At 63.8% G+C, this 19,528-nt stretch carries 22 protein-coding genes; 6 read left to right on the top strand and 16 right to left on the bottom strand.

Features of this window, described 5'->3' with window-relative positions; translation table 11 throughout:
* Positions 1-207 precede the first annotated feature (207 nt).
* Genes BUB53_RS09350 through BUB53_RS09335 form a run of 4 tightly spaced genes read left to right on the top strand, consistent with a single transcriptional unit; the run spans position 208 to position 3,714 of the window.
* On the top strand, positions 208-858 hold the full coding sequence (locus BUB53_RS09350; protein ID WP_073034453.1) for a histidine phosphatase family protein: 651 nt from the start codon (positions 208-210) through the stop codon (positions 856-858).
* An 18-nt stretch (positions 859-876) separates the two neighbouring features.
* Complete coding sequence (locus tag BUB53_RS09345) at positions 877-1,494, top strand: glutathione S-transferase family protein (RefSeq protein ID WP_073034452.1); 618 nt, start codon at positions 877-879, stop codon at positions 1,492-1,494.
* Between the two features lie 18 nt (positions 1,495-1,512).
* Complete coding sequence (locus tag BUB53_RS09340) at positions 1,513-2,568, top strand: saccharopine dehydrogenase (RefSeq protein ID WP_073034451.1); 1,056 nt, start codon at positions 1,513-1,515, stop codon at positions 2,566-2,568.
* Between the two features lie 3 nt (positions 2,569-2,571).
* Positions 2,572-3,714 (top strand): saccharopine dehydrogenase family protein, encoded by a 1,143-nt coding sequence (locus BUB53_RS09335; protein WP_073034450.1) that lies wholly within the window; start codon positions 2,572-2,574, stop codon positions 3,712-3,714.
* 46 nt (positions 3,715-3,760) lie between these two features.
* Here the strand turns inward: BUB53_RS09335 and BUB53_RS09330 are convergent, their stop codons facing one another.
* Positions 3,761-4,936, bottom strand: coding sequence for a benzoate/H(+) symporter BenE family transporter (locus BUB53_RS09330; protein WP_073034657.1), 1,176 nt, complete (start codon positions 4,934-4,936; stop codon positions 3,761-3,763).
* Positions 4,937-5,171: 235 nt separating this feature from the next.
* The gene (locus tag BUB53_RS09325; RefSeq protein WP_073034449.1) at positions 5,172-5,498 is read right to left on the bottom strand and encodes a DUF3775 domain-containing protein; all 327 of its coding nucleotides are present in this window, start codon (positions 5,496-5,498) and stop codon (positions 5,172-5,174) included.
* 367 nt (positions 5,499-5,865) lie between these two features.
* Between BUB53_RS09325 and BUB53_RS09320 the strand changes: the two genes are divergently transcribed.
* A complete protein-coding gene (locus tag BUB53_RS09320) occupies positions 5,866-6,354 on the top strand; it encodes a sigma-70 family RNA polymerase sigma factor (RefSeq protein ID WP_229709527.1) in 489 nt (162 codons plus the stop codon).
* An 8-nt stretch (positions 6,355-6,362) separates the two neighbouring features.
* The gene (locus BUB53_RS09315) at positions 6,363-7,019 is read left to right on the top strand and encodes a ChrR family anti-sigma-E factor (RefSeq protein WP_073034447.1); all 657 of its coding nucleotides are present in this window, start codon (positions 6,363-6,365) and stop codon (positions 7,017-7,019) included.
* Here BUB53_RS09315 and BUB53_RS09310 read toward each other — a convergent pair whose 3' ends face one another.
* The 14 genes from BUB53_RS09310 to BUB53_RS09250 form a co-directional block, all read right to left on the bottom strand.
* Positions 7,020-7,862: an urea carboxylase-associated family protein gene (locus BUB53_RS09310; RefSeq protein WP_073034446.1), complete on the bottom strand. Its 843-nt coding sequence runs from the start codon at positions 7,860-7,862 to the stop codon at positions 7,020-7,022.
* A gap of 23 nt (positions 7,863-7,885) precedes the next feature.
* Positions 7,886-8,080: a hypothetical protein gene (locus BUB53_RS09305; RefSeq protein ID WP_084729044.1), complete on the bottom strand. Its 195-nt coding sequence runs from the start codon at positions 8,078-8,080 to the stop codon at positions 7,886-7,888.
* Between the two features lie 158 nt (positions 8,081-8,238).
* Entirely contained in the window at positions 8,239-8,409 is a 171-nt protein-coding gene (locus BUB53_RS22745) for a hypothetical protein (protein ID WP_159437791.1), read from the bottom strand.
* A 152-nt stretch (positions 8,410-8,561) separates the two neighbouring features.
* Positions 8,562-9,341, bottom strand: coding sequence for a succinate dehydrogenase iron-sulfur subunit (locus BUB53_RS09300; RefSeq protein ID WP_073034445.1), 780 nt, complete (start codon positions 9,339-9,341; stop codon positions 8,562-8,564).
* 15 nt (positions 9,342-9,356) lie between these two features.
* Positions 9,357-9,680 (bottom strand): succinate dehydrogenase, encoded by a 324-nt coding sequence (locus tag BUB53_RS09295; RefSeq protein WP_229709520.1) that lies wholly within the window; start codon positions 9,678-9,680, stop codon positions 9,357-9,359.
* Complete coding sequence (gene sdhA, locus BUB53_RS09290) at positions 9,680-11,485, bottom strand: succinate dehydrogenase flavoprotein subunit (RefSeq protein ID WP_073034444.1); 1,806 nt, start codon at positions 11,483-11,485, stop codon at positions 9,680-9,682. Before sdhA ends, BUB53_RS09295 begins: the two co-directional genes overlap by 1 nt.
* Positions 11,486-11,503: 18 nt before the next feature.
* Positions 11,504-11,875 (bottom strand): succinate dehydrogenase, hydrophobic membrane anchor protein, encoded by a 372-nt coding sequence (gene sdhD, locus BUB53_RS09285; RefSeq protein WP_073034443.1) that lies wholly within the window; start codon positions 11,873-11,875, stop codon positions 11,504-11,506.
* Between the two features lie 13 nt (positions 11,876-11,888).
* Positions 11,889-12,272, bottom strand: a complete 384-nt coding sequence (gene sdhC, locus BUB53_RS09280) for a succinate dehydrogenase, cytochrome b556 subunit (RefSeq protein ID WP_073034442.1) — start codon at positions 12,270-12,272, stop codon at positions 11,889-11,891.
* Between the two features lie 291 nt (positions 12,273-12,563).
* Positions 12,564-15,761: an efflux RND transporter permease subunit gene (locus BUB53_RS09275; protein ID WP_073034441.1), complete on the bottom strand. Its 3,198-nt coding sequence runs from the start codon at positions 15,759-15,761 to the stop codon at positions 12,564-12,566.
* Positions 15,754-16,737 carry an efflux RND transporter periplasmic adaptor subunit gene (locus BUB53_RS09270; RefSeq protein ID WP_073034440.1) on the bottom strand — a complete coding sequence of 328 codons (984 nt, stop codon included), beginning with the start codon at positions 16,735-16,737 and terminating at the stop codon, positions 15,754-15,756. The genes BUB53_RS09275 and BUB53_RS09270 overlap by 8 nt, the downstream gene beginning before the upstream one ends.
* A 114-nt stretch (positions 16,738-16,851) precedes the next feature.
* On the bottom strand, positions 16,852-17,883 hold the full coding sequence (locus tag BUB53_RS09265; protein WP_073034654.1) for a MaoC family dehydratase: 1,032 nt from the start codon (positions 17,881-17,883) through the stop codon (positions 16,852-16,854).
* Positions 17,884-17,885: 2 nt separating this feature from the next.
* The gene (locus tag BUB53_RS09260) at positions 17,886-18,089 is read right to left on the bottom strand and encodes a DUF1737 domain-containing protein (RefSeq protein WP_073034439.1); all 204 of its coding nucleotides are present in this window, start codon (positions 18,087-18,089) and stop codon (positions 17,886-17,888) included.
* Between the two features lie 6 nt (positions 18,090-18,095).
* Positions 18,096-18,641 carry an NnrU family protein gene (locus BUB53_RS09255; protein WP_073034438.1) on the bottom strand — a complete coding sequence of 182 codons (546 nt, stop codon included), beginning with the start codon at positions 18,639-18,641 and terminating at the stop codon, positions 18,096-18,098.
* Positions 18,642-18,647: 6 nt separating this feature from the next.
* Positions 18,648-19,511: an HpcH/HpaI aldolase/citrate lyase family protein gene (locus tag BUB53_RS09250; protein ID WP_073034437.1), complete on the bottom strand. Its 864-nt coding sequence runs from the start codon at positions 19,509-19,511 to the stop codon at positions 18,648-18,650.
* Between the last annotated feature and the right edge of the window lie 17 nt (positions 19,512-19,528).

Raw genomic sequence — 19,528 nt, 5'->3', positions numbered from 1 at the left:
TGAACTTGCGCATGATAAACCATGTCAGGGGTTTTCGGAGTCTCACAATCCCGACACCTCCCCGCAATTTTGCGGCGCACCGGGGCGGATGGGTTTCCTATCGGCGCCGCCGCGCGGCAAGAAATATTTTCCGCTCACGCATCTTTCACCCCGGCCCGCACGGCGCTAACGTGCCGCCGATAAGCGAACAGCGGGACGAATTGAAACGTGGCCGAAATCATACTTGTGCGGCACGGGCAGGCCAACGCCCAGGCCAATGACGAGGCGGGATATGACCGCCTGTCCGATCTGGGCCGCCAGCAGGCGGGCTGGCTTGGCGCGCATCTGCGCGATACCAATCCGCATTTCGACCGTGTCCTGACCGGCACCCTGACCCGGCAGGCCGATACCGCACGCGGCATGGGTTACGACATCACCGCACAAGACCCGCGCCTGAACGAATTGAGCTACTTCGCGCTCGCCCACGCGCTGGAGGATCAGCACGGCATCCCGGCCCCGCGCGACGCCACCGAATTCGCCATCCACCTGCCGCAGGTCATCGACCATTGGGCGCGTGACCGGCTGGAGGGCATTCCCGAACGCTTCGAGGCCTTCGCCGCGCGCATCACCGAGGCGCTGGACGAGGCCTGCAACGCACCGGGGCGCACGCTGATTGTCACCTCGGGCGGGGTGATCGGCATGGCCCTGCGTCATACGCTGGGGCTGGAAAACGGCGGCATGGCCAAGATCATGCTGCAAATCATGAACAGCTCGGTTCACCGGCTGGAATATGTCCATGACACGCTGATGCTGGGCGCATTCAACGCCACGCCGCATCTGGATATCCCCGACCGCGCCCATGCCCGCACCTTCGTCTGACACCTGGAGAGGCCCATCATGAAGCTCTTTTTCTCACCCGGCACCATCGCACTGGCCTCGGCCTATGCCCTGGAAGAAGCGGGGCTTGACTATGAACCCGTCCAACTGGATTTCCCCCGGGGCGAGCAGACCAAGCCCGAATATCTGGCCCTCAACCCCAAGGGCCGCGTGCCCGCACTGGTCACCGATCACGGCATCCTGACCGAAACCGGCGCGGTCCTCGAATATGTCGCAAGCCTTGCACCGGATCGCGGGCTTGTGCCCGACGATCCGTGGCAGGCGGCGCAAATGCGCAGCGCCCTGCATTACCTGGCCAGCACCGTGCATGTGAACCACGCGCACAAACATCGCGGCAGCCGTTGGGCCACACAGCAAGCCTCGTTCGACGACATGACCGCCAAGGTCAGCGAGAACATGGCCGCCTGCTGCCGCTTCATCGAAGACAACTGGCCGCTGTCCCCCTTTGCCATGGGGCCGGCGCTGAGCGTGGCCGATCCCTACCTGTTCGCCGTCTGCACCTGGCTGGAGGGCGACAACGTGGCCATCGCCGACTATCCGAAACTCGCCGCCCATTTCGACATGATGCGCCAACGCCCCGCCGCGGCCGCCGTGCGCGCCAAGGGCTTCATGCGCTGAGGGCTGAAAGGAAACCACATGACACATCTCTGGGTCCGCGCCGAACAACGCCCCAACGAAGACCGCACCGGCCTGACACCCGAAGGCGCGGCGCAACTGATCGCCAGGGGCATCGAGGTGACGGTCGAGGAAAGCCGCACGCGCATCATTCCCATCGACGGCTATCGCGATGCGGGCTGCACCATCGCGCCGGAAAACGCGTGGCCCGACGCGCCGCGCGATGCAATCGTCTTCGGGCTCAAGGAACTGCCCGACGACGACACACCGCTGCCGCATCGTCACATCATGTTCGGCCATGCCTTCAAGGGCCAGCATTCGGGCCGCCGGCTGCTGGAACGGTTCAAGGCCGGGGGCGGCACGCTCTACGATCTGGAATACCTGGTGGATGAACAGGGCCGCCGCGTCGCCGCCTTCGGCTATTGGGCGGGCTATGCGGGCGGCGCTGTCAGCCTGATAACATGGGCCGCGCAGCAACAGGGCGGCACCTGCCCGCCGGTCTCGGCCTATCCGAACAAGGAGGCCCTGCTGGCGGACCTGGCCGGGCGTCTGAACACCACCGGCAAACCCCGCCCCCGTGCCATCGTCATCGGCGCGCTTGGCCGTGTCGGCACCGGCGCGGCGGACCTGTGCGAGGCGATGGACGTCCAGACCACCCGCTGGGACATGGCCGAAACCGCCAGCGGCGGGCCGTTCCCGGAAATCCTGCGCCACGACATTTTCCTCAACTGCATCTTCGCGCGCCCCGGCACGCCGGTCTTCGTGCCGCAATCGGCCCTGACGGCGGATCGCAGCCTGTCGGTGATCGGCGACGTGGCCTGCGATCCCGACAGCGATTACAACCCCGTGCCGGTCTATACGCAGGCCACCACATGGGACGCGCCCGCCACCCGCGTGCATGACACGCCGCCGCTCGACGTGATGGCGATCGACAACCTGCCCTCGCTCCTGCCGCTGGAATCCTCGCAGGACTACGCGGGCCAGTTGCTGCCGTCGCTCCTGACGCTGGACGATCCGGACGGCGGCGTATGGGCACGGGCAAAAACGGTATTCAACGACAACATCAAGGAGGTCTGAACAATGACAATCCACTGGTGCGGAACCGGCCTGTCGGCCATCCCCGGCCTGCGCCGCCTGATCGAGGCGGGCCATGACGTGACCGTCTGGAACCGGACAACCGACAAGGCAAAAGACGCCGTCGGCGACCTGACCGACAATATCCACGCCTTCGATTTCGACACGCTCAAATCCAAGGTGGCCGAGGGCGATGTTGTGGTTTCCATGCTGCCCGGCGACTGGCACGTTCCGCTGGCCGAAATGTGCATCGAGGCCGGGGCGAATTTCGTCTCGTCCTCCTACATCGCACCCGAAATGCGCGCCCTGGACGACAAGGCCCGCAATGCCGGCGTGACCTGCGTGAACGAGGTGGGGCTCGATCCGGGCATCGACCACCTGATGGCGCATTACCTCGTGGCCGATTACCGCGCCTCGGACGCGTTCAGTCCGGCCAATGACATCAGCTTCATCTCCTATTGCGGCGGCATTCCCAAACACCCCAACCCGTTCCGCTATAAATTCAGCTGGTCGCCCCTTGGCGTGCTCAAGGCGCTGCGCTCTCCCTCGCGTTCGGTACGGGACTACTCGGAACTCAACGTCGCGCGCCCGTGGGACGCTATTTCAAGCTACAGCGCCCCGCTGCCCACGCCCGAAACCTTCGAGGTCTACCCCAACCGCGATTCCGTGCCCTTCATCGAGGATTACCGCTTTGATTCCTCATGGCGGATCAAGGAATTCGTCCGCGGTACCCTGCGCCTGAACGGCTGGGCAGACGCATGGTCCGACATCTTCCGCGAAATCGAAACGCTGGAGGGCGAGGCCGGCGATGCCCGGCTCAAGGAAATGTCCGATCAGTTCTGGGACGAAAACGCCTATGACGAGGACGAGCCGGATCGCGTGGTGCTGTGCGTGTCGCTCAAGGCCGAACACAATGGTGAACCGGTGTGGCACAAGACCTACGTGATGGACGCATGGGGCGACGAGCGCGGCACCGCCATGGCGCGGCTGGTGTCGATCCCCGTATCGCTCGCCGTCGAAGCGGTGCTGAACCGCGAGATTCCCGCCGGCGTTCACCCCGCTCCCTACGATCCGAAACTGGTCGAACGGTTCCTGGGTGAGGTCGACAAACTGGCGCAGCACCTGCAAGTGGTCGACCACCTGTCCTGAACCAGAAACCGGGGGCCGGGCAAACGCACCGGCCCCCGGCCCGCAATCAACCCTTGCGAAACGCCTGTTTGACCAGCCACAGCAGAACCCCGGCGACAACGCCCCAGACCGCGCCGCTGATCCCCCACATCACCATGCCGCTGGCGGTGATCAGGAATGTCAGCGCCGGTGCCTCGGTCTGGGCCGGGTCCGAAAACGCCCCGCGCAGCGATCCCACCAGCGCCGGAATCAGCGCCAGCCCCGCCATACCGGTGATCAGCTCGCTCGGGGCCAGCGTGGCCAGCGCCGTTACCGGCCCCGCCAGAAAGGCCAGCACCACATACCCCAACCCCGAAACGATCGCCGCCCAGTACCGGCGCGACGGGTCGCGCCCGGCATCCTCGCCCGACATCATCGCGGCGGTAATCGCCGACATGTTCATCGGGATCGCCCCGAAGGGCGCGATCAACAGGCTGGCCAGCCCGGTCTGGCGCAGCAACGGCTGGCGCCTGAACTCATAGCCATGCATTTCCAGCACCGCGAAACCGGGAATGTTCTGTCCCGCCATGGTGACCAGAAACAGCGGGATCGCGACCGACACAAACCCTTGCAACGTGAACACCGGCGTCAGCGGCCCAAGGTCCGGCCGCCAGCCCCCCTGCCCCATCGCCGCGCCATCGGGCATGTCCACGCCCACGAAAAACACCACCAGAAAGGCCAGCAGCGCCAACGGCATCGCCGCCAGCTTGTTCCATGTCAGCCCGACGATCCACGCCCCGATCACCGGCAGGATCAGACCCGGAATACTGCCCATGGCCAGTGCCGGGGCAAGGCACAGCTTGAACAGCACCCCGGCCAGGAGCGCGTTCGCCACCGGCTTGGGGATTGCCGCCACCAGACGGCCAAGGGGCCGGACGATCCCGGTAATCAGGATCAACACCGCACAGCAGATCAACGCGCCCACCGCCTCGGCAAAACCGCCGGGCAAAGCGGCACTGGCCGCCATGAACGCCGCGCCGGGGGTGGACCACGCCACCGCCGCCGGAACCCGCGTGACGGCGGGCAAGACGATGCTGCACACCCCCATGCCAAGCGTGGCGTAAAACAACCCGGTCGCCGCCTGTGCCTCGCTCGCGCCCATGCTGGTCAACCCGGCCAGAACGATGGCGAAAGACGCGGTATAGCCCACGAAGGCGGCCAGCAATCCCATGTAAACCGCCGAGGGCGAAAGCTCTTTGATCATGAAGTCAGGTCCGGTGACGTTTGAAATATTGCACCCGCCCGCCATGCCATGAATCCGGCAGAGGGCCAAGCCGTCACGCTGCCACGCCGGGCGAACGGGGTGTACCGGCAGGACGCGCGCCCTGTTAACCCCACCCGGCACCGCCGGACGCACCGATGTCATACCGACGCGATACCGACGTTTTACCGAAAGTAAATTTTCCGCAAAAACAGTGCGTTAACCGCGATTCGCGCGATCAGCCGCCGCGCACCAGATCGTCCTCGTCGTCGACGATGGAAATGCCCAGCTCGTCCAGCCCGTTTTCCAGATGGTCCGACAGGTGCGGCGTGCCCAGCAGGTAATCGGCAGTGGGCGTGGTCGCCTCGTCCCTGGCGGTGCGCTTGGCTTCTTCCAGTTCGTCCGAGGTAAAGCTTTCGCGCCCGATCCACATCAGCGCCACAAGGCTGGCCTGTTCCTCCTCGGTCAGCCGCTCGATAAAGGCGCGCAGCTCGGGCTCTGCCCGCTCCAGTTCGCGCGCCATCAACACGACCTGGGCAATCTTGTATGTGCTAATATCCAGCATGGTTCATCTCCTGTTCGCGTAGCTTATCACAGGATTGGGCCGCTGTATCTCTTTCGTCTTTGATCTTACGCAAAAAGGCGCCCACAGACCGCAGGTTCGTGTCGTCCCCCCGCCTTATGGTCCGACGGCATCGGTGACGCCGAGGCCGGAAAACCTCTGCACGGATGATCCGTCTTGTTGTTCCCCACGTAGAAGAACCATGTTGCAACACACTGAAACGCCTGACCGTCCCTGGCTCTCGTCCAGCCTGCGGCGACGTGCTAAACCCATGCCGAGGGCCGCAACCAGATCGGACAAGGTGCCAGTGGCGAACGCGACAGACAGTCAGAACGAGCATTGGATCACCTGCATCGTCCGGGTCAGGGACATGCAGGATCAGGCGGCTTTTGCAGAATTGTTCCATCATTTCGCCCCACGCGTGAAGGCCTTCCTGATAAAATCCGGGGCGGATGCCGCGCTGGCCGAAGAATGCGCGCAGGACGTGATGGCGACCTTGTGGCAAAAGGCGCATCTGTTCGATCCCTCCCGCGCCAGCGTCGCGACATGGATTTTCACCATCGCGCGCAATCGCAGGGTCGACGCGATCCGTAAAATGAAACGCCCCGAGCCCGAAGACCTGCCATGGGGCCCCGAATCCGAACCGGATCAGGCCGATATTCTGGCCCTGCAACAGGAAAGCGCCCTGCTGGGCCGCGCAATCTCACGCCTGCCCGACAAACAGAAACTACTGATCGAAAAGGCCTATTTCGGCGATCTGAGCCACCGGGAAATCGCCCGGCAAACCGGCCTGCCCCTGGGCACGATCAAATCCAGAATACGCCTGGCGCTGGACCGCCTGCGCCACGCAATGAAGTGAAGACCGCGATGCAAGACCGGATCAAACACCACCTGACTGATGCCCTGCTGATGGCCTATTCAGCCGGCACCCTCCCCGAGGCGTTCAGCCTGACGGTGGCGGCCCATATCTCGCTGTGTGACGACTGCCGTGCACGTCTGGGGGCGTTCGAGGCCGTTGGCGGTGCCCTGATCGACACTACAGAGGCCAGCCCCATGGCGGCTGGCAGTCTCGAGGCCACGCTGGAGCGGATCAAGGCCGAGGGCACGCGAGTGCTCCAGGGTCACGCCGCCCCGCGCGTCGGCGGTGTTTTGCCCCGTCCCGTGCAGAACTATATCGGCGGCGATCTGGATTGCGTCCGCTGGCGGCCTGTCGGGATGGGCGTCAGGCAGGCGATCATCCCCACGGCACGCGATGCAACCGCGCGGCTGCTTTATATCCCGGCGGGCGCCGCCGTTCCCGACCATGGGCATCGCGGCACGGAACTGACGCTCGTCCTTCAGGGGGCATTCCACGACGAGATCGATCGTTTCGGCCCCGGCGATATTGAGGTGGCCGACGAAGATCTGGATCACAGGCCGGTTGCGGATGCGGGGGCCGATTGTATCTGCCTTGCCGCAACAGACGCCCCCTTGCGGTTCAAAGGGCTCCTGCCGCGCCTTGCGCAACCGTTCCTGCGGATTTGATCAACGCCCGTGGCTGCGATCATAGCCGTTCACCGGCGGGCTTTGCCACCCTGTCAACGCACCGTCAGCGGGCGCAAAAATCTCGACCAGCAAGGGATAACACGCCGCCGCATCACTGGAATGTTCCGAAGAACAATCGCCCCCCGGACAGGCCGACAAAGCCCCCAAAAGGTCGATCTCGGCAAAGAACTCCAGATAATCGCCGGGCCGCACCGGGCTGGCCTTCATGAAATATTGCCCCGTATCGCGGGTAAAGCCGGTGCACATGAACACGTTCAGCACGTCATGCACATGCGGTTCCGCCTCGGTCAGGGTCATGCCCGTCTCGTCGGCCAGCGCACGCGTCAGGTTCGAATGGCAGCAATGGTGGTATTGCGCCCCGGACAGCAGGTTGCCGGTGTAAGGATCGCAGCGCGTGCCGATCACGTCATGCACCGAGCCGCCGAACTCGTCGATTCCATACCAGCCCAACGTATCGTCGGTGATCGTCGCCATCGGGCGCAGATACGGAAAGGATGACCACATCCGCTCCCCCATACTCAGATGGGTGCCATGCAGCGCGCGGGACTTGCCGGAATAGAATCTCTCGGACAGGTCATTGGCGTTCCACAGATTCAGATCGCCCACCTGCGGACCTTCGACCGATGAGATACGGAAAAACTGCCCCGCCGCCATCCGGAAACAGGCGGCATCGCGTGGGGCCACCTGCACCTCACCGACCTTTCTGGCAGTCTGACGCGCACTGGCATAGAGCGCCATGTCCGGCGCGGGCAGCGTATCGTTGGGATAGCAGATGACAGGTTTCACTGCGCGGCGGGCGGCGGCATCCGTGGGCTCTTGCATCGGGTGGTCTTTCCGGGTCGGTCTCAGTTGGCCTTGCAATCCAAAGGGGGTTTTCCGTTGGATGTAAAGGCCTCGGCCCCACAGGCCATGCAGCGATATTTACGCTGCCCGTCCCTGTCGCCACGACGGTCCTCGCGCCAGCGGCACTGACGCGTGCGCCGGTTCGAGAAGATCACGATCAGAAGAAAGGCCACGATCAGGCCGACGACGATGATCAAGGCTGCGCCCCCGCTGTGATTGCGAGGCCGTTATAGCTGCCTGCATCCGCGCCGAAACCGGCGCTTTGGGCAAACTGGCCCGGTATCGTACTGGTTACCACGTGACGCGCGGCGGCCCGGCCTGTTTCACGTCGCCGGGCCACCCGCGATTGATCGCCTCAGTAATAGGCGTACATCTGCTCCAGCGCGGTCATCTCGGGACCGGCGGGCGCAGCGGGTTTGTTTGCAGGCTCGTCCTGATAGTAAACCTCGAACCAGTCCGCCATATTCTCGGCTTTGGCGTCGGTTTCAGGAACTTCGCTGTGCATCTGTTTGGCTGCAAGTGCCATGGGTCTCTCCATCATGTTGCACCGCAGAATATAGTCTTCTGCACCGCAGCATTACACAGACACAATTGCAGACGCGCTATGCGCAGGGCGCAAAATGCACAAAAAAGCCCCGGTCCAGTGCCGGGGCTTTCGATTTTACGCCTGAAATCCGGTCAGACCGCCCGATCCAGCATCATCTTCTTGATCTCTGCGATGGCCTTGGCCGGGTTCAGACCCTTGGGGCAGGTCTTGGTGCAGTTCATGATCGTATGACAGCGGTACAGCTTGAACGGGTCTTCCAGATCGTCCAGACGCTCGCCCGTGGCCTCATCGCGGCTGTCGATGATCCAGCGATAAGCATGCAACAACGCAGCCGGGCCAAGATACTTGTCGCCGTTCCACCAGTAGCTGGGGCAGGCGGTCGAGCAACTGGCGCACATCACGCATTCATACAGACCGTCCAGCTTGGCGCGGTCTTCGATCGACTGTTTCCATTCCTTGGCCGGGCGGTTCGTCTTGGTTTCCAGCCAGGGCATGATCGACGCGTGCTGCGCATAGAAATGCGTCAGGTCGGGGATCAGGTCCTTGACCACCGGCATATGGGGCAGCGGATAGATTTTCACATCGCCCTTGATTTCGTCCATGCCGTAGATACAGGCCAGCGTGTTGATCCCGTCGATGTTCATCGCACAGGACCCGCAAATGCCCTCGCGGCAGGACCGGCGGAAGGTCAGGGTCGGATCGACCTTGTTCTTGATGTAGATCAGCGCATCCAGAACCATCGGCCCGCAATCGTCCATATCGACGAAATAGGTATCGACGCGGGGGTTTTCCCCGTCATCCGGATTCCAGCGATAGATCTGGAACTTGCGGACATTGGTCGCGCCTTCGGGCTTGGGCCATGTCTTGCCTGCCGTCATGCGGGAATTCTTGGGGAGTCTGAGTTGAACCATTTTCGTCTCCTCCGCTCAGCCGCCAAACAGCGTCATGCTGTTCCCGGCGATGCATTGCACGGCTTCGGGGCGCTGCGCGATGTCCAGCACCTGCTCTACCGTCGATTGGGTCACGCCAGAGACCGACGCCCTGGCAATTGTCAGGATTTCCCGCGCCGAGGCCGCATCGATGATGCAGTCCGTCACCGGCGCGGCATTCACACCGGGGAATCTCTGTTCCACGACACCGTTCACCACGGCCTTCGCCTGATCGCGCGCCAGCCTGTCCGCAGCGTCGTTCGCCACGTTACAGCCCGACAGCACGGCAACCAGGACCAGACCGGACAGGAACCGCATCATCAGAACGTCCGTTCCTTGGGGGCGATGGTCTTGATGCTGATACCGCCCTCGGATTCGGGGGTCAGCGGGTCTTCGATGATCGGGCGATAACTCAGATCGACGGTCGTGTCGCCAACCCGCGCGATGGTGTGAACGCGCCAGTTCTTGTCATCGCGCTTGGAAAAATCCTCGTGCGCGTGGGCGCCGCGGGATTCCTTGCGCGCCTCGGCCCCGTTGATGGTGGCCAGCGCATTGGGCATCAGGTTGGTCAGTTCCAGCGTTTCCATCAGGTCCGAGTTCCACACGAGGCTGCGGTCGCTGACCTTCAGGTCGCCCATCTTGCCGGCGATGGCTTCCATCTTCCTGACGCCTTCGGCCAGCGTTTCCGAGGTCCGGAACACGGCGGCGTCTTCCTGCATGGTCTTCTGCATTTCCAGACGCAGGTCGGCGGTTGCAATCGCACCATCGGCATTGCGCAGGGTGTCGAAGCGGTCGAACGCCTTGTCGACCTGCGCGGTGTTCGTTGCCGGAACCGCACTTTCGGAGTCGACAACCTTGCCTGCGCGAATGGCGGCGGCACGGCCGAACACCACAAGGTCGATCAGCGAGTTCGACCCGAGGCGGTTCGCCCCGTGAACGCTGGCGCAACCGGCCTCGCCCACGGCCATCAGGCCGGGCACGACGGCATGCGGATCGTCCTTGGTGGGGTTCAGAACCTCGCCCCAGTAGTTCGTCGGGATACCGCCCATGTTGTAATGCACCGTCGGCAGCACCGGGATCGGTTCCTTGGTCACGTCCACACCGGCAAAGATGCGGGCCGATTCCGAAATGCCGGGCAGGCGCAGTTGCAGCGCCTCGGGCGGCAGGTGCGACAGGTTCAGGTGAATGTGGTCGCCATTCGCCCCCACGCCCCGGCCCTCGCGGATTTCCATGGTCATCGAGCGGCTGACATAATCGCGCGGCGCAAGGTCCTTGTAGTTGGGCGCATAGCGCTCCATGAACCGCTCGCCTTCGCTGTTGGTCAGGTAACCGCCCTCGCCGCGTGCGCCTTCGGTGATCAGGCAGCCCGAGCCATAGATGCCGGTCGGGTGGAACTGCACGAATTCCATGTCCTGCAGGGGCAGGCCCGCACGGGCCACCATACCGCCCCCGTCGCCGGTGCAGGTATGGGCGCTGGTCGCGCTGAAATAGGCCCGGCCATAGCCGCCGGTGGCCAATACGACCATCTTGGCGTTGAACACGTGCATCGTGCCATCGTCCAGCTTCCAGCAGACAACGCCGGTACAGGCGCCGTCATCGCTCATGATCAGGTCGATGGCGAAATACTCGATGTAGAATTCCGCGTTGTTCTTCAGGCTCTGGCCATAGAGCGTGTGCAGGATCGCGTGGCCGGTCCGGTCGGCGGCGGCACAGGTCCGCTGCACCGGGGGGCCTTCGCCGAATTCGGTGGTATGGCCGCCAAAGGGGCGCTGATAGATCTTGCCCTCTTCGGTGCGGCTGAAGGGAACGCCGTAATGTTCCAGTTCATACACGGCCTTGGGGGCCTCGCGCGCCAGATATTCCATGGCGTCGGTATCGCCCAGCCAGTCACTGCCCTTGACGGTGTCGTACATGTGCCACTGCCAGTGATCGGGCCCCATGTTCGACAGCGACGCGGCGATGCCGCCCTGCGCCGCCACGGTATGCGAACGCGTCGGGAAGACCTTGGTCACGCAGGCCGTGCGCAGGCCCTGCTCGGCCATGCCGAGCGTGGCGCGCAGCCCGGCGCCCCCCGCCCCCACGACAACCACGTCATAATCATGTGTTTCGTATTCGTAAGCAGCCATTGCCTGAAAACTCCGGGGTTAAAGGGCGATCTTGAGAACGGCGAACAGGCCCGTGGCCATCATCCCGTAGCTCAGCACCGTGGCCGAGATGATCAGGATCTTGCGGGTGATCCCGCGCGAATAATCCTCGATCATGATCTGCGCGCCCTTGCGGAAATGCTGCAGGCCCACGAACAGGACCAGCATGGTCAGGATGGCCATGGCGGGATGCGAAAAGGCCTGCGTGACCTCTTCGTGCGTCCCGCCCAGGGTGTGGCCAAAGACGAACAGGAAAATCGGCACGATCAGCGCCAGGCCCACGGCGCTGACGGTCATGTACCAGTGATGCTCGGTGCCGGTATGGGCGGCGCCCAGTCCTTCGGCTCGCTTGCGTGCGGTCAGATAACGCATGGCTGGCCTCCCCTCAGATGATGATCAGCGTGATGACGGTCAGGATGACCGATCCGGCGATGCAGGCGATGCCCAGCTTTTCGGCGGCTTCGATCTCAAGCCCCTTCCCCGCATCGAAATACAGATGCCGCAGACCGGCCAGGTAGTGATACCAAACCGCCCACAGCGACAGGGTAAAGACCAGATCGCCGAACCACGATGTAACGACGGCATTGGCCGTAGCGAAATACTCCGGCCCCGTCGCGGCGGCCAGCAGCCACCAGACGACCAGAAGCGCGGCAACGATCAACGCGTTGCCGGTGATCCGTGTCAGGATCGAGGTGATCGAGGTCAGCTGGGGGCGGTAGACTTGCAGATGCGGTGACAGGGGGCGTTCGCCCTGGTTCACGTCGGCCATGGTCGGTCCCTTCGTTTTCGTCTTGGTGCGCAGCCCTCGACGCGGGCGCGCCCGTTTACGGAACCTCTTTTAGCGCCTGAACGGGGTTTGCACAGCCCCAATCGCCGGAATCTGCAAGCAATTCGTCGCAGAACGGGCATTTGTGATCACGCCAGAATTTACGTGATCACAAATATCGGCAATTTTCCGTTTCAATCGCCCGCATTTCGACAATCCCCCGGCCTGCTGAGTCTTTTTACTCCCATGCGCTACGCGAAACCCGCTCGGCAATTCGTGATCACAAATCGGCCTTCAGGTCTTGAACACCCGGTAGATCGCCGGAATCACCAGCACCGTCAGCAGGGTCGAGGAAATCAGACCGAAGAACAGCGACAATGCCAGCCCCTGAAAGATCGGATCGGCCAAGATCACCGCCGCCCCGATCATCGCCGCCAGAGCGGTCAGCAGGATCGGGCGGAACCGGATCGCACCGGCTTCGATCAGAATGTCCAGATCGCTTTTGCCCGCCGGGTCGGTGTGGCGGATGAAATCCACCAGCAGGATCGAATTGCGCACGATGATCCCGGCAAGCGCGATGAATCCGATCATCGACGGGGCCGAAAACGGCGCGCCCCACAGCCAGTGGCCCAGCATGATCCCGATAAAGGTCAGCGGCACCGGCGTCAGGATCACCAGCGGCACGCGGAACGATCCGAACTGCGCCACCACCAGAATATAAATCCCCAGCAATGCCACACCGAACGCCGCGCCCATGTCGCGGAACGTCACCCAGGTGACCTCCCACTCGCCATCCCACAACAGGGTCACACCGCTTTCATCGGAAGGCTGCCCGTTCAGCGCGATCTGCGGTTTCTGCCCCTCGGGCCAGTCCATGTCGTCGATCCGTTCGGCCACGGCCAGCATGCCGTAAAGCGGGGCCTCGAAATCTCCGGCCAGTTCGGCCGTGACCATCTCAATCTCGCGCCCGTTGCGCCGGAATACCGGGAACGAGGCCTGCTCCTCGCGCAGTTGCACCACATCGCCCAGTTCGACCACACCCCGCGCCCCCGGCAACACGTTGGCCGGGATCGGGGTGGACAGCATCCGCTGATCCATCACCCGGTCGCCCTTGGCGCGCGCCACGGTGATCGGGATCGGGTCACGCCCTTCGCCGCGATGCGAATATCCCACCGTCGTCTGACCGTTGAGAATCGCCAGCGTGTCGAAGACATCGGCCTCCTGCACGCCGAAGAACTCCAGATCGTCGGTGGAAATCGTCGCCCGCAACCGCCGGGGCTGCACGCCGAAACTGTCATCCACATCCACCACATAGGGCACATCCTCGAAGGCTGCGCGCAGTTTGCGCGCCACTTCGCGCCGGGTTTCGGCATCGGGGCCATACACCTCGGCCAGAAGGGTCGCCAGCACCGGCGGGCCGGGCGGCGGTTCGACGGTTTTCACGACCGTGCCCTCCGGCAGGTCCAACGCCGCCACCCGCTCGCGCAGATCCAGCGCAATCTCGTGACTGGTGCGTTCCCGCTCGCCCTTGGGCAACAGGTTCACCTGCACATCGCCCTGCTCGGGCATCGCCCGCAAGTAATAGTGCCGCACCAGCCCGTTGAAATTGAACGGGGCCGCCGTGCCGGAATGGGTCTGCGCGGCCACGACCTCGGGCAGGTCCATCACCGTGCGCGCCACCTGTTGCACCACCGCATCCGTCGCCTCGACCGAAGCCCCCTCGGGCAGATCGACCATCACCGACAATTCCGACTTGTTGTCGAAGGGCAACAGCTTCACCGTCACGTCCTTGGTATAAAGCAACCCGAGCGAGCCGAACGAGATCACCACCGTCAGCAACAGGAACAACCCGCTGCGCCCCTTGGTGGCCAGAATGGGCGTGGCCACCTTGCGGTAAATACGGCCCAAGGCGCCCTCGCCCTCTTCGTGGTGGAGCGGGCCCTTGCCCGCCACCTTGATCATCAGCCACGGCGTCACCATCACCGCCACGAAAAACGAAAAGATCATCGCCGCCGAGGCATTGGCCGGGATCGGGCTCATGTAGGGGCCCATCAGGCCCGACACGAACAGCATCGGCAACAGGGCCGCCACCACGGTCAGCGTGGCCACGATGGTGGGATTGCCCACTTCGGCCACGGCGTCGATCGCCGCCCTGATCCGGCTTTTGCCCCGATCCAGTTGCCAGTGTCGCGAGATGTTCTCGATCACCACAATCGCGTCATCCACCAGGATGCCGATGGAAAAGATCAACGCGAACAGCGACACGCGGTTCAGCGTATAGCCCATGATCCACGCCGCAAACAGCGTCAGAAGGATGGTCATCGGAATGACGACCGCCACCACGATGCTTTCACGCCAGCCAATCGACAGCCAGACCAGCGCGATGATCGACACCGTGGCCAGCCCGAGATGGAACAGCAGTTCATTGGCCTTTTCATTGGCCGTTTCGCCGTAATCGCGCGTCACCGACAGGGCCACGCTTTCGGGGATCAGATCGCCCTCCAGCATGTGAACCTTATGCAGGATTTCCTCGGCCACGATCACCGCATTGGCCCCGGCGCGCTTGGCCAGCGCCAGCGTGACCGCGGGCGCGCGATGCAACTCGCCGCCTTCGGTGCGGGTGATATTGGCCGCGTATTGTTCCGACATGTCGGGCACGAATTCGATCTGGGCCACGTCACCCACATATACGGGCCGCCCGTCGCGCGTTGTCACCAGCAGGCTGGCGATCTCGGCGGGATCGGTCAGGGTTTCGCCTGCGATCAGGTCGATCTGCTGCCCGCCATCGCGCAGCTTGCCGGTGCTGAAGGCCCGGTTCGCGCTTTGCACCTTGCCCGCCAGTTGTTGCAGCGTCACGCCATAGAGCGCCAGCTTCTCGGGGTCCGGGGCCACGCGGATCGCTTCCTGCGCCTCTCCGGTCAGATAGGTCAGGCCGACATCCCCGATCTTGGTCAGCTCGCTCCGCAAGGTCCGGGCGATCCGCGTCAGATCGTAGGACGACACCTCGTGCCCCGGCTTGCCCGACAAGGTCAGCGTCACGATGGCCACATCGTTGATGCCCCGCCCCACGATCAGCGGTTCGGGAATGCCCACCGGGATACGATCCAGATTGGCGCGCACCTTTTCATGCACCCGCAGGATCGCCGCATCCGCCGGGGTGCCCACCTTGAACCGGGCGGTTACCATCGCGGCATCGTCGTAAGTCTGCGAATAGACATGCTCCACGTCGTCGATGGCCTGCACGATGCTTTCCATCGGCTCGCTCACCAGTTGCACCGCATCCTCGGCGGTCAGGCCCGAAGCCTGGATATGGATATCCACCAGTGGAACGGAAATCTGCGGCTCTTCCTCGCGCGGCAGGCTGATCAGTGCGATCAGCCCCACGGCCAGCGCCGCCAGAATGATCAGCGGCGTCAGGGGCGAGGTGATGAAGCCCCGCGTCAGCTGCCCCGCCAGTCCGAGGGCGCGATCGCTGTTCTCCTGATCACTCATCGCCGCTCACCACCACATCGCCGGGCTGCAATCCCGTCAGGATGTGAACCATCGCCGTTCCGTCGCGATCATGGGCCGGGCCGACGACGACGCTGCGCAGGATGGCCTCGCCGCCTTCGGTCACGCGCACGAAATCCAGCCCCGAGCGCGTGATCACCGCATCGCGCGGAATCAGGATGGCCTGATGCTCGCCCACCGGCAGGCGCACCAGAACGCGGGCATCGACATAGCGTTCGCTCAGCCCCCCGACCTCGACATCGGCGATGACGCGGCCGTTTTCGATCAACGGATACACCTTGGCCAGCGTCCCGGTGCGCGCCCCGTCCGGCCCTTCGATCTGAATGTCGTCGCCTTCCTCCATCGCACCGGCATGGCGCTCGGGCACGGCCAGGCGCAGGAACACACCGCCACCGCCCATCGTGGCGATGGTCTGCCCCGGCGTCACGACAGCGCCTTCGGTCACCGGCACATCCAGCACGACACCACCGAGGGGGGCAAAGACATCGCCCTCGGCGACCTGCTGTTCGATGACATGACGCTCGGCGCGGGCGGCGGCGATCTCGTTGGTGATCACGCTGACCTCCGTGCGCAGGGCATCCAGCCGCTGCGCCGTGGTCACGCCCCGCTGCAACAGCTCCTCACCGCGTGTCAGTTCCGTCCGGGCATTTTCCAGCCGCGATTCAGCCGCCTGCAAACGGGCATCGACCGCGCGAAGCTGGAAATCCAGCTTTTCATCCACCACGCGGGCCAGTTGCGCACCGCTGTCCACGCGGTCGCCTTCCGCCACGGTCAGTATGGTCAGCGTCCCGCCCAACCGCGCCCGCGCCGGAACGCGATCCCGCGTCTCGATACGGCCATAGACGGCCTTCCAATCCGTCACCGTGACAGGCTCTACCGTGATTTCAGCGGCAAAGGCGGGCCCGGCCACGAACAGGGCCATGACGAGTGCCCGCAGGGCGGACCGGATATTGGACATTCTGATGCTCCGACAGCGACGACAGTGGCGCGAACCTAGTCACTCACATTCTGAAAACAATATGTGTAGTGACAGGATCGCCCCTGACAGTCAACCACGCCCGGATATTCGCGGTCAAAGCGGAATCAGCGCCCAATAATCCAGATCCAGCAGAACATGCGGCAGGTATTTCCCGTCCTCACCCCTGAGCGTGAACGGCTCACCGCCCTTGGTGGCCACCAGCCGCAGGCGCAGCGCCCCCACACCCGGCGCCGGAGTTTCCGCCTTGTCCAGAACCGCGGACCACGCCTTGATCGTATCGCCGCTGTAGCACGGGTTGGCATGGGCCCCCGCATTCAGCCCGACGATCATCTGCGCATTCGCCAGCCCGTTGAAGCTCAGCGTGCGGGCCATGGAAATGACATGCCCGCCATAGATCAGGCGGTTGCCGTCCTCGCGCAGGGTGGCGTCGAAATGCACCTTGGCCGTGTTCTGCCACAGGCGCGTGGCCATCATGTGTTCGGCCTCTTCGACGGTCACGCCATCGACATGGTCGATCACCTCGCCCACCTCGTAATCGCCCCAGCGATGCGGCTCTCCGGCCAGGGTGAAATCGTAATCGGTGAAATCCAGCCCCTCGGGGATCACCAGATCGCCCGCATCCAGCGCGGGCTTGAGATCGGGCATGCGGGTTTCGGGGGCCGCAGCCTCGGGATCGCGCTTGCGCACCATGACCCAACGCACGTACTCCATCACGGTTTCGCCGCGCTGGTTTTCGCCTTTGGTGCGCACCCAGACGACGCCGGATTTCCCGTTGGAATTCTGCTTGAGCCCGATCACCTCGCTGGTCGAGCGCAGCGTGTCGCCCGGATAGACCGGCGTCAGCCAGCGGCCCTCGGCATAGCCCAGATTGGCCAGCGCGTTCAGCGACACATCCGGCACGGTCTTGCCGAACACCACATGAAACGCCGCCAGATCGTCCAGCGGGCTGGACGGAAGGCCGCAACCGCGTGCGAACTCGTCCGACGAATACAGCGCATGCCGCGCCGGGTAGAGCGCATGATAGAGAGCACGCTCGCCGCCCGACACGGTGCGCGGCACCGCGTGCCGAATGACATCGCCAACCGAATAATCTTCGAAAAACCGGCCCGGATTCGTCTTGGCCATGATCATTGCTCTCCCAGCTTGAGATCGGGGGTATAGGTGCCGTCCACCTCTTTCACCACGGCCTGACCGCAGCGCATCACGCCATTGGCATGGTCAAAGGCATAGGTCGGGCCGCCATGCAGCGCCCACCCCTTGTTCAGGGCCGCCGTGACCTTGTGGCAGAATTCCGACGTGTCGTCGGCCGACAGGAATCGATAAAGCTGCATCTCTGATCACCCGAACACAGGATAGCCGAAATGGTAGTGCAATGCGGCAATCACCCCGTACAACACGACCGAGGCGACAACCGCGATCACCTCCTTGCGCCGGGGCGCAGGGGCGGGCGGGGTCCAGTCGGGGTGCGCGCGGTTGATCACGATCATCTCGACCACGGCCCAGGCCAGCAGCCCGCCGAACAGCACGAAAGACGGCACATCGCCATTGACCAGAAGGTGCGCCAGCGCCCACACCTTGACGCCGCCCAGCATCGGATGCCGCATCTTGCGCGCCAGGGCGGTTTTCATCCCCGCCGCCGCGAACATGTAGACTGACAGCAGCATCAGCAGGTTGTTGATGCCCACCGTGGCCGGGTGACGCCCCCAAAGAACGGCACCGTCCGCCGCACGATAGCCGATCACCATCAGCACCACACCGGCCAGGATGATCAGCGCCGCCAGCCCCCTTCCGGCATGGCCCATCCCCGCGCGCATGTCCGGGGCGATCCGTTTGAATACGTGGCCTGCCGTCCAAAGGACCAGACCCAGAATAAGATATGTCATACCGCTTTACTCCGCTGCCATTTCTGCAATGGCCGCAGCTTTGGCCAGAATCCGCTGCGCCGCAACCACATGCAGGTTTTCGACGATCTGCCCGTCCACCACGGCCACCCCCTGCCCCGAGGCCTTGCTTTCCTCGAAGGCGGCAATCTGGCGCCCGGCCAGGTCGATCTCGGATTGCGTCGGCGCAAAGGCGGTGTTGGTCACTTCGACCTGCGCGGGATGGATCAGCGTCTTGCCGTCAAAGCCCAGATCGCGGCCCTGTTCGCATTCCGCCTTCAGCCCGTCACCGTCGCGGAACCGGTTGTAAACCCCGTCGATCGCCACAACGCCACGCGCCGCGCGGGCGGCCATGACGATCATCTGCAACGAGGTCATCAGCGGCAGGCGGTCCGCCCGCGTGCGGCAGCCCAGATCCTTGGTCAGGTCGTTGGTCCCGGCCACCAGCCCCGTCACCTGCGCATGCGCAGCAATCTCGCGCGCATTGAACACGCAGACGGGCGTTTCCATCATCACCCAGATCGGCATGTCCGGCCCCAGCATATCGGCCAGGTTGTCCACGTCCGAGGGCGTGTTGACCTTGGGCAGCAGGATCGCATCCGCCCCCGCATCGCGCAGCGCGCGCACGTCTTCCAGCCCCCATTCGGTGGTCAGCGCGTTGATCCGCACGATCCTGGAGCGCTTGCCATACCCGCCTTCCTTCAGGGCGTTGGCCAGCGTTTCGCGCGCTTGCGGCTTGGCTTCGGGGGCAACGGCATCCTCGAGATCAAAGATAATGGCATCGCAAGGCAGCGAACGCGCTTTCTCCAGCGCCCGGTCCTTGGAACCGGGAATATAAAGAACCGAACGATAAGGCCGTGTCGCGGTGTCCATCTGGCAGCGCCTCCCGA

Source organism: Roseovarius pacificus (assembly GCF_900142665.1).
GTDB classification, from domain to species: Bacteria; Pseudomonadota; Alphaproteobacteria; order Rhodobacterales; family Rhodobacteraceae; genus Roseovarius; species Roseovarius pacificus.
This window is presented reverse-complemented; position numbering and strand designations above follow the sequence as displayed.

Coding starts and splice junctions, on each gene's coding strand:
- BUB53_RS09345 (WP_073034452.1), top strand. CDS start 877: ATGAAGCTCTTTTTCTCACCCGGCACCATCGCACTGGCCTCGGCCTAT.
- BUB53_RS09340 (WP_073034451.1), top strand. CDS start 1,513: ATGACACATCTCTGGGTCCGCGCCGAACAACGCCCCAACGAAGACCGC.
- BUB53_RS09335 (WP_073034450.1), top strand. CDS start 2,572: ATGACAATCCACTGGTGCGGAACCGGCCTGTCGGCCATCCCCGGCCTG.
- BUB53_RS09330 (WP_073034657.1), bottom strand. CDS start 4,936: ATGATCAAAGAGCTTTCGCCCTCGGCGGTTTACATGGGATTGCTGGCC.
- BUB53_RS09325 (WP_073034449.1), bottom strand. CDS start 5,498: ATGCTGGATATTAGCACATACAAGATTGCCCAGGTCGTGTTGATGGCG.
- BUB53_RS09320 (WP_229709527.1), top strand. CDS start 5,866: ATGCAGGATCAGGCGGCTTTTGCAGAATTGTTCCATCATTTCGCCCCA.
- BUB53_RS09315 (WP_073034447.1), top strand. CDS start 6,363: ATGCAAGACCGGATCAAACACCACCTGACTGATGCCCTGCTGATGGCC.
- BUB53_RS09310 (WP_073034446.1), bottom strand. CDS start 7,862: ATGCAAGAGCCCACGGATGCCGCCGCCCGCCGCGCAGTGAAACCTGTC.
- BUB53_RS22745 (WP_159437791.1), bottom strand. CDS start 8,409: ATGGCACTTGCAGCCAAACAGATGCACAGCGAAGTTCCTGAAACCGAC.
- BUB53_RS09300 (WP_073034445.1), bottom strand. CDS start 9,341: ATGGTTCAACTCAGACTCCCCAAGAATTCCCGCATGACGGCAGGCAAG.
- BUB53_RS09295 (WP_229709520.1), bottom strand. CDS start 9,680: ATGATGCGGTTCCTGTCCGGTCTGGTCCTGGTTGCCGTGCTGTCGGGC.
- sdhA (WP_073034444.1), bottom strand. CDS start 11,485: ATGGCTGCTTACGAATACGAAACACATGATTATGACGTGGTTGTCGTG.
- sdhD (WP_073034443.1), bottom strand. CDS start 11,875: ATGCGTTATCTGACCGCACGCAAGCGAGCCGAAGGACTGGGCGCCGCC.
- sdhC (WP_073034442.1), bottom strand. CDS start 12,272: ATGGCCGACGTGAACCAGGGCGAACGCCCCCTGTCACCGCATCTGCAA.
- BUB53_RS09275 (WP_073034441.1), bottom strand. CDS start 15,761: ATGAGTGATCAGGAGAACAGCGATCGCGCCCTCGGACTGGCGGGGCAG.
- BUB53_RS09270 (WP_073034440.1), bottom strand. CDS start 16,737: ATGTCCAATATCCGGTCCGCCCTGCGGGCACTCGTCATGGCCCTGTTC.
- BUB53_RS09265 (WP_073034654.1), bottom strand. CDS start 17,883: ATGGCCAAGACGAATCCGGGCCGGTTTTTCGAAGATTATTCGGTTGGC.
- BUB53_RS09260 (WP_073034439.1), bottom strand. CDS start 18,089: ATGCAGCTTTATCGATTCCTGTCGGCCGACGACACGTCGGAATTCTGC.
- BUB53_RS09255 (WP_073034438.1), bottom strand. CDS start 18,641: ATGACATATCTTATTCTGGGTCTGGTCCTTTGGACGGCAGGCCACGTA.
- BUB53_RS09250 (WP_073034437.1), bottom strand. CDS start 19,511: ATGGACACCGCGACACGGCCTTATCGTTCGGTTCTTTATATTCCCGGT.